This is a genomic window from Streptomyces cahuitamycinicus, assembly GCF_002891435.1.
Lineage (GTDB): Bacteria > Actinomycetota > Actinomycetes > Streptomycetales > Streptomycetaceae > Streptomyces > Streptomyces cahuitamycinicus.
This window is the reverse complement of sequence record NZ_POUC01000468.1, coordinates 1-5,758: the sequence shown is the minus strand read 5'-3', so window position 1 is coordinate 5,758 and position 5,758 is coordinate 1. Positions and strand designations below refer to the sequence as shown.

At 73.1% G+C, this 5,758-nt stretch carries 5 protein-coding genes and 1 pseudogene; 1 reads left to right on the top strand and 5 read right to left on the bottom strand.

All coding sequences use genetic code 11. The features are described from left to right. Window positions 1-3,250, top strand: a 3,250-nt coding sequence (locus C1J00_RS36870) for an nSTAND1 domain-containing NTPase (protein ID WP_102913281.1), incomplete at its 5' end; no start/stop codon positions are given. A 261-nt stretch (window positions 3,251-3,511) separates the two neighbouring features. Here the strand turns inward: C1J00_RS36870 and C1J00_RS36865 are convergent. The 5 genes and pseudogenes from C1J00_RS36865 to C1J00_RS36845 all read right to left on the bottom strand — a co-directional run. Beyond that, window positions 3,512-4,084, bottom strand: coding sequence for a GNAT family N-acetyltransferase (locus C1J00_RS36865; RefSeq protein WP_102913280.1), 573 nt, complete (start codon window positions 4,082-4,084; stop codon window positions 3,512-3,514). 12 nt (window positions 4,085-4,096) lie between these two features. Continuing rightward, complete coding sequence (locus tag C1J00_RS36860; protein WP_102913279.1) at window positions 4,097-4,345, bottom strand: hypothetical protein; 249 nt, start codon at window positions 4,343-4,345, stop codon at window positions 4,097-4,099. Window positions 4,346-4,495: 150 nt separating this feature from the next. Continuing rightward, window positions 4,496-5,005: pseudogene (locus C1J00_RS36855) on the bottom strand (DinB family protein); the annotation flags it as partial. After that, window positions 5,002-5,478, bottom strand: coding sequence for a hypothetical protein (locus tag C1J00_RS36850; protein WP_102913277.1), 477 nt, complete (start codon window positions 5,476-5,478; stop codon window positions 5,002-5,004). The pseudogene C1J00_RS36855 and the gene C1J00_RS36850, both read right to left, overlap by 4 nt. Before the next feature lie 37 nt (window positions 5,479-5,515). Continuing rightward, window positions 5,516-5,758 (bottom strand): primase alpha helix C-terminal domain-containing protein (locus C1J00_RS36845; RefSeq protein WP_180989837.1); only part of this gene is annotated, 243 nt, incomplete at its 5' end.

Genomic DNA, 5,758 nt, shown 5'->3' with positions numbered 1-5,758 from the left:
GCACGACCTGCCGCGCCCGGCCGCCGCTGCCGTCGCCGCCTGGGCCCGGCGCGTGGCTCCTTCCGGGGCCCGTCCGGTCGTGATCGTGGACCAGTTCGAGGAAACGTTCACGCTCTGCCCCGACGAAGCGGAGCGGCGCGCCTTCATCGAGGTCCTGCACGCCGCCTGCTCGCCCGTCGGCCCCGGCGAACCGGCCCCGGCGGTCGTGGTGCTGGGCATACGCGCCGACTTCTACTACCGCTGCCTGAGGTACCCCGAGCTGGCCGACGCGCTCCAGCACCGGCACATGGTGCTCGGGCCGCTGACCACCACGGAGCTGCGCGAGGCGGTGACCGGACCGGCCAAGGCCGTCGGCCTGGAGCTGGAACCGGGCCTCGCGGAGCTGATCGTCCGGGAGGTCAGTGCCGACGGCCTGCGCCCGGCGCACGACGCCGGTGTGCTGCCGCTCCTCTCGCACGCCCTGCTCGCCACCTGGCAGCGCAGGAAGGGGGGCCGGCTCACACTGGCCGGCTACCGCGCGGCCGGCGGCATCCAGGGCGCGGTCGCGGCGACCGCCGAACGGGCCTGGGCCGGTCTCGATCCGGCCGCGCGCACGGCGGCCCGGCTGCTCCTGCTTCGTCTGGTCCGCCTCGGCGAGGACACCCAGGCCACGCGTCGCCGCGGGACCCGGCGTCAGCTGGCGCAGGAGTCGGCCGACCCGGGCAAGACCGAGGAGTCCCTCGAAGCGCTGGTCCGCGCCCGGCTGGTGACGCTCGACGCGGAGACCGTGGAGATCACCCACGAGGCACTGTTGCACGCCTGGCCACGGCTGCGCGACTGGATCGACGAGGACCGGCAGGGCAATCTGCTGCGTCAGCGCCTGGAGGAGGACGGCCGGGCGTGGGAGGAGTCGAACCGCGACACCTCACTGCTCTACCGGGGCTCCCGGCTGGAGCAGGCCCACGGCTGGGCGAGATCCGCCGGGGACACGTTCCTGACCCGCAGCGCGGTGGAGTTCCTGGCGGCGTCCGTTCGGCTGCGCAGGCGGATCATCTGGATCAGCCGGGGCGCGGTGGCGGCGCTGGTCGTACTGGCGGTGCTGGCCGGCGGTTCCGCCGTCGTGGCCTGGAAGCAGCGGGACGCAGCCGTCTTCGAGCAGGTGCTCGCCCAGTCCGACCGCGTCCAGCACACCGATCCGTCGCTGTCGGCGCAGCTCGACCTCGTGGCGCACGGTCTGCGGCCCGACGACAAGGGCGCGAACAGCCGTCTGATCTCCATCGTGAACGCCCCGCTCTCCAGACCCCTCACCGGTCACACGGGCGCCGTCTACCTCACGACCTTCAGCCCGGACGGACGGGTACTGGCCACCGCCAGCTACGACCGGACCGTACGGTTGTGGGACGTCGACGACCCCAAGCGCCCGAAGCCCCTGGGCAGGCCCCTCACCGGTCACACGAGCTGGGTGAGCAGCGCGGTCTTCAGCCCGGACGGCCGGACGCTCGCCAGCGCGTCCGACGACGGCACGATCCGGCTGTGGGACGTGACCGGCCCCGGTCAACCGAAGCCGCTCGGCGAGCCCCTGACCGGCCACCACGGCACGATCTACCTGATCGCCTTCAGTCCGGACGGCCGCACGCTGGCCTCCGCCGGCGACGACCGCACCGTGCGGCTGTGGAACATGGCCGACACGAGCCGGCCGCGGGCCCTGGGTGAGCCCCTGACCGGACACACGGCAGCCGTGCGTTCGGTGGCGTTCGGCCCGGACGGCGGGACGCTGGCCGCGGGCGGCGACGACGGCACGATCCGGCTGTGGGACGTGTCCGGCCCGGGGCGTCCGCAGCCGGCCGGGACGCCGCTGACCGGCCACACCGCCACCGTGCACTCCGTGGACTTCAGCCCCGACGGGCGCACGCTCGCCGGCGGAAGCGCGGACGGCACCGTACACCTGTGGAACATGGCCGGTCCGGGCCGCCCGGCCGCGGTCGGGGCGCCGCTCACCGGCCACACCGGGCCGGTCTGGTCCGTGGCCTTCAGTCCGGACGGGAACATGCTCGCCGCGGCCAGCGCGGACAGCACCGCGAGCCTGTGGAAGGTCGGTGATCCGGAGCACGCGTCGCAGGTCGGCGGGCCTCTAGCGGGAAGCAGCGGCGAGATGTACGCGCTGGGCTTCAGCCCCGACGGGCGCACCCTCGCCACCGGTGCGGGCGACAACAGGGTCCGCCTGTGGTCGCTGCCCATGTCGGACATGACCGGCCGGACCGGAGTGTTCCGACCGGACGGGCGGCTTCTCGCGACGGCGGCCCGGGACGGGCGGATCCGGCTGTGGGACGTGCGGACGCCCGGCAGGCCGATCCGGATAGGAGAACCGTTTCGCCCGGGCCAGGGCGACGTGCGCTCCCTGGACTTCTCCCCGGACGGCCGCACCCTCGCGATCGTTACGGGCGACCGGGTGGTGGAGCTGTGGAACCTCGGCGACCCCGAACGCCCGGTCCGTCACGGCTCTCCCGCCCCCCTGCGCGTGCGGTACGCCGACCCGCTGGCCTTCAGCCCCGACGGGCGGATCCTGGCCACGGCCTACGACGACCGCACCGTCCAGCTGTGGAACATCGGCGACCCGGCCCGGCCACGGCCGCTCGGCCTCCCCCTCACCGGCCACAAGGGCTACATCAACCACCTCGTGTTCGGCCCTGATGGCCGGACCCTCGCCAGCGGCAGCGCGGACGGCACGATCCGCCTGTGGAACACGACCGACCCCGGCCGGGTGACCCTCATCGGGGCGCCTCTGCGCGGCCACCTCGGAGCGGTCAACGCGCTCGCCCTCAGCCGCGACGGCCGCACCCTGGCCAGCGCGGGCGACGACAACTCGGTCCGCCTCTGGGACGTCACCGACCCCGCCGAGGCCTCCGAGCAGGCGCGGCTCACGGGCCACACGGAGGCGGTCGTGTCGCTGACGTTCAGCCGGGACGGCCGCACCCTGGCCAGCGGCGGCAACGACAGCACCGTCCGGCTGTGGAACGTCTCCGACCCCGCGCACGCCACCGCGATCGGCCCGTCGATGAGCCCCAACGCCAAGACCGGCACCTTCCTGGCCTTCAGTCCGAACAGCCACATGCTCGGGGTGTCGAGCGGCGCGGACACGATCCGGCTCTGGGATCTCGACGTCGACACGGCCGTCCGCCGCATCTGCTCGATGACCCGGGGCGTGCTGACGCCGGACACCTGGCGGGAGTACCTGCCCCGGCTCTCCTACGATCCGCCGTGCGACAGCTGACGAGGCCGTCTCGCCCAACAGGCCTGGCATACACGGTAGTTCAGTGATACCAGTCACAACCGGGCTTTCCTGACGGTCAGTCGGCTCGTGGTGGGCAAGCGCTTGTTACCCTTGGCCATGGCTCGACCGCTGGTGCATCCCCCGTCGCCAGCGGTCGAGCCTTTTTCAGTGCAGGTCGAAGGCCCTTTAAGCGCAGGTCGGAGCCTCTTCCCGGAGCCTTCAGCGCAGGTCGAACCTCTTTCAGCGCAAGGCCCAGCCCTTTCAGCGCAGGTCGAGGCGCATCAGAACGCGCGGGTGACCGGCCAGGACCGAGGTCGTGTCCGCCGCGTGGGCGAAGCCGGCCCGCTCGAAGTTCTTCCGCAGTCCCGCGTAGGCCATCGTCAGATCGACCTTGGCGTCGCCGTTGTCCAGGGGGTACGCCTCGATCGCCGGTGCGCCCCGGTCGCGGGCGAAGTCGACCGCGCCGGCGATGAGGGCGTGCGAGATGCCCTGCTTGCGATGGCCGGGGCGGACCCGGACGCACCAGAGCGACCACACCGGCAGGTCGTCGATGTGCGGGATCTTGCGGTTGCGGGCGAACGACGTGTCCGCGCGCGGGGCGACGGCGGCCCAGCCGACCGGTTCGTCGCCGTCGTAGGCGAGGACGCCCGGGGGCGGATCGGCGCGGCACAACTCGGCGACGTACGCGCCGCGGGCCGGACCGCGCAGTTCGTTGTTGAGCCGGGAGGGGATCCTGTAGCTCAGGCACCAGCAGACGTTCGCCCCGGGAGACTTCGGCCCGAGCACGGCACGGACGTCCTCGAAGTCCGTGGCCGGGCGCACCTCGATGCTCATGCCCTCACGATGTCACGCCCCGGGCGGCCGCGCCCCGGGAGCCGTGGACACGGCCTGGCTGAACGCGTCGTAGAACGGCTGGGCCGTCCCGGCGAGCACGGAGGCGCCCTGTGCGAACGGGGTGATCGGATCGATCGCCCCTGTCGGGCCGTTGTCACCGCCGCCTCCTCCGCCTTCGGCGGCCAGCGCGGACGAACCGCCCTGCAGGACGACGAGCGCGACGAGCAGAGCAGCGGCACGGGAGATCAGACGGAGTCGCATGCATCCTGCAACGCACCGCCGCACAGCAGGTCACAAGCTTGCCGTTGGTGATGTAGACGTACCGGTACGCTCGTCGGCACGGCTGACCGAGCAGAGATCGCTCCGGAGGACGCCGTGCTCGTGGCCCCGGCACGGTCTAGACGGACGCCCCCGCAGCAGCCGCAGTTGGCCGATCTCGCTCACGTTCTTCATCAGCTCCGCGTTCACCCAGGCCACCATGTGCGCGACGGTGTGCTCGGGATCGTTCGGCCAGGGGAACGGGGCCGTGGCGTCCAGGTCCTGGTCGGTGAGGTCGTCGAGGACCTTGAGCCACTGGGTGCGCAGGCCCCGGAGCCACTCGACCGTCGGGGCGCCCTCGCCGGGCCAGACGATGTCCGACCGGTCGCGGGGCGGGCGGCCCTGTGTGTGGTCGAGGGCGACGCTCCACCACCATCCGATGTGCCAGCTCACCCACCCGAGGGTGGGTACGGGGACCGGGTCGGGCTCGGTGTCCGCCCAGTCCGGGACCCAGGTGCCGTCGGGGCCCCGGCGCATCGTCCAGCAGAGCTCGGCGGGTTCCCAGAGGAAGTCCCCGGGCTCCAGCCGTTCCAGGTGGTACTCGAACAGCGACCAGGTGAACTCGAACTGCCAACGCGTCAGTTCCGTTCGGGATGCGCTCATCGGGCCGACCCTACGGGGGCCGTGGCGTCCCGGGCCAGTACCGGCCAGTCGAGGTCCCGCAACGCGGGTTCGGCGTCGCAGCCCGACGGCAGGCGGGCCGTGGACTGGAACCAGACGACGGTCAGGCGCGAGCGGTAGGCGACCGGGTCGCGGGCCGGGTCCAGGGCCGCCGAGTGGAACGTGCCGAGGCAGGCCACGGCGGGCAGTACCTCGACCGGCCCGAGGCCGCCCGCGTACTGGTCGGGGTACTCGCGCCGGGGCGGGAGGAGGTGCACCGGCGTGCCCGGGCGGGACCGCTCGGCGGCGTGCAGGAGGCTGCGGATGCGCAGGTCGTTCAGCGGCTTGCAGGGGTAGCCGTCCTGAAGGTCGCCGTACGTCGAGGAGAACCGCAGCTCGGCGAGGTCCACCGGGCGGCCGGAGGCCAGGACGAGGCGGGCGAGCGCCAGGGCCGGCCTTTTCGCGTGCAGTTGCATCGAGGTCTTTCGGTGGTGGTCATGGGCGGAACCGGGTTCAGGGCCGGTGCCCCGTCATCCGTGCCGCCGAGGCGATCGTCGCCCGGGCCTCCCGTTCGGACAGGCCGGTGGCCCGGGCCGCGTCGGCCAGCGGATCGACGAGCGCCGGGCCGATGCCGTCCTCGTAGGCGCGGCAGGCGGCCCAGAACAGGCGGGTGTTGCGCTGGCCCTCGTGCGCGGCCAGGACGAACTGGACCAGGCCCTGGCCGTGCCCGGCGGCGGCAGGGGGCACCCGGTGGTG